This window comes from Flavobacterium sp., assembly GCF_049318185.1.
Classification (GTDB): domain Bacteria; phylum Bacteroidota; class Bacteroidia; order Flavobacteriales; family Flavobacteriaceae; genus Flavobacterium.
Window position 1 is genome coordinate 1 of the sequence record NZ_JBMOGV010000211.1, and the last position, 2,074, is coordinate 2,074.

2 protein-coding genes and 1 pseudogene are annotated in these 2,074 nt (G+C 29.6%); all 3 read right to left on the reverse strand.

The features are described 5' to 3' along the window. Window positions 1-356, reverse strand: a pseudogene (locus ACOYLT_RS11660) (phospho-sugar mutase); the annotation flags it as partial. A 27-nt stretch (window positions 357-383) separates the two neighbouring features. Continuing rightward, window positions 384-1,343, reverse strand: coding sequence for a glycosyltransferase family 2 protein (locus ACOYLT_RS11665; protein ID WP_422854010.1), 960 nt, complete (start codon window positions 1,341-1,343; stop codon window positions 384-386). Next, window positions 1,344-1,874 (reverse strand): DUF4199 domain-containing protein, encoded by a 531-nt coding sequence (locus tag ACOYLT_RS11670; RefSeq protein WP_422854011.1) that lies wholly within the window; start codon window positions 1,872-1,874, stop codon window positions 1,344-1,346. It lies immediately after the preceding gene. Window positions 1,875-2,074 lie beyond the last annotated feature (200 nt).

Here is a 2,074-nt window from a genome sequence, read left to right on the forward strand (position 1 = left end):
ACTTTAATTCCATTAGCCGAAAAAACATCGGCAACAACTTTTCCTAAAGTATCACTATTGTGACGGCAATCATAAGCAATAACCACTTTTAATTGTTCTCCTGGGAATGACTTTTTCAAATAATCTGATAATCCTTGCGTGTTTTTACCAAGCGTATATTTATTGATACGATTAGTTCCAATTCCCATAATCCCGCGCATTCCACCAGTTCCAAACTCTAAATTTTTATAAAAACATTCTTCTAACTCTTTTGGAGAAGATGTCATTATTGCTTTAATTTTTTCCTGTGTTTCTTCATCAAATGTTGGCGTTAACCATTCATTTACTTTGTCTAATATGTTTTGTTCGATATGCATACTTTTATTAATTATAAAAAAGGATAATTATAAATTAACCTCTTTAGCAATTTTATATCGTTCCTCGTTGTTTTTTGTTCTTAAAATTATTTCGCCTAAAAATCCAGCTAAAAATAATTGAGAACCTATAATCATGGCTGTTAAAGCTATATAAAATAGTGGGTTTTGAGCTACTAAAATAGTAGGTTCATGAAACACATATAATTTCAATAATTTTAAAGAAATTATAAACCCAGTTGATAAAAATCCAATTATAAACATAATTACACCACCTAAACCAAAAAGATGCATGGGTCTTTTGCCATAACGAGATAAAAACCAAATGGTAATTAAATCTAAAAAGCCATTGATAAACCTACTTATGCCAAACTTAGATTCTCCGTATTTTCTTGCTTGATGCTTCACTACTTTTTCACCAATTTTTGAAAAGCCTGCATTTTTGGCTAAAACTGGGATATAGCGATGCATTTCACCCGAAACTTCTATGTTTTTAATGACGATGTTTTTATAAGCTTTTAATCCACAATTGAAATCATTCAAGTGAACTCCTGAGGTTTTTCGTGCAGCCCAATTAAAAAGTTTGGAAGGTAGATTTTTTGAAACCACTGAATCATAACGTTTCTTTTTCCAACCGGAAACCAAATCATAATTTTGATTGATAATCATGTTGTACAAATCTGGAATTTCATCTGGACTGTCTTGTAAATCCGCATCCATTGTGATAACAACATCACCTTTGGCTTTTGCAAAACCTGCATGCAAAGCTTGAGATTTTCCAAAATTTCTTTGAAAATGAATTCCTTTTACATTGGAGTTTTCATTTGAAAGTTGTTCAATTATTTCCCATGAATTATCAGAACTTCCATCGTCAATGAAAATAACTTCATAAGAATAATTGTTGGAAGTCATTACTTTGACAATCCATTGGTGTAATTCAGGCAAAGATTCCTGCTCGTTAAGAAGCGGAATGATTATGGATAAATTCATCTATAGATGTTCTGGTGTTTTTGATTTAAAAATGGCTGCTAGTATTAAACCAAACAATGAACTAAAAAGTATTGTAAAAACGGAACCTTTTAGTAATTGACTTATTGAATATGGATCGTTTTCTTGCATTCCTTTTATTGCTTCATTAATTGCATTTTTTGGAGTGTTAAATTTCTCTAACATTTCAACGGTGAATTTTATAGTTAGTTCCTTTATGGTGTCTTTTGCTGCAGGGTCAACGAAGTTGAATAAGATAATATTAAAAGCTACTGAGATTAAAACACCAATTACAGCAGATATAAAATAAGTGGTGAAAGCACTTTTAAAAGGGAAATTACCATTTAAATCTTTTTTGGTTTTAATCATAAGATAAATACTTATGGAAAGAGAAATTATAATGCTAATTATGCCAACCCACCACTTTGTAAAAAGCGTAATATCTATTGTATAGATTAAAGTAGTTATTAGAACTGATGCAAGTCCTGCAATCGTACCAAAAGTAATTCCGTTTTTCTTTAAAATTTCATTCATGATTATTAGGTTTAAATTATTTAACAAATATAGTAATTCCATTATTACTACATATTAAGTGATTAACAATTAAAAAAAGTTACATAATGGTTTGATTTTTAGAAAATAGTTGTATTTTTGCACACTCAATTAAAAAAAGAATTAATAAAAGTTGTAGCTAGTTTATACCTTCTAGAGTGGAAGCTTCAAAACAAACTACT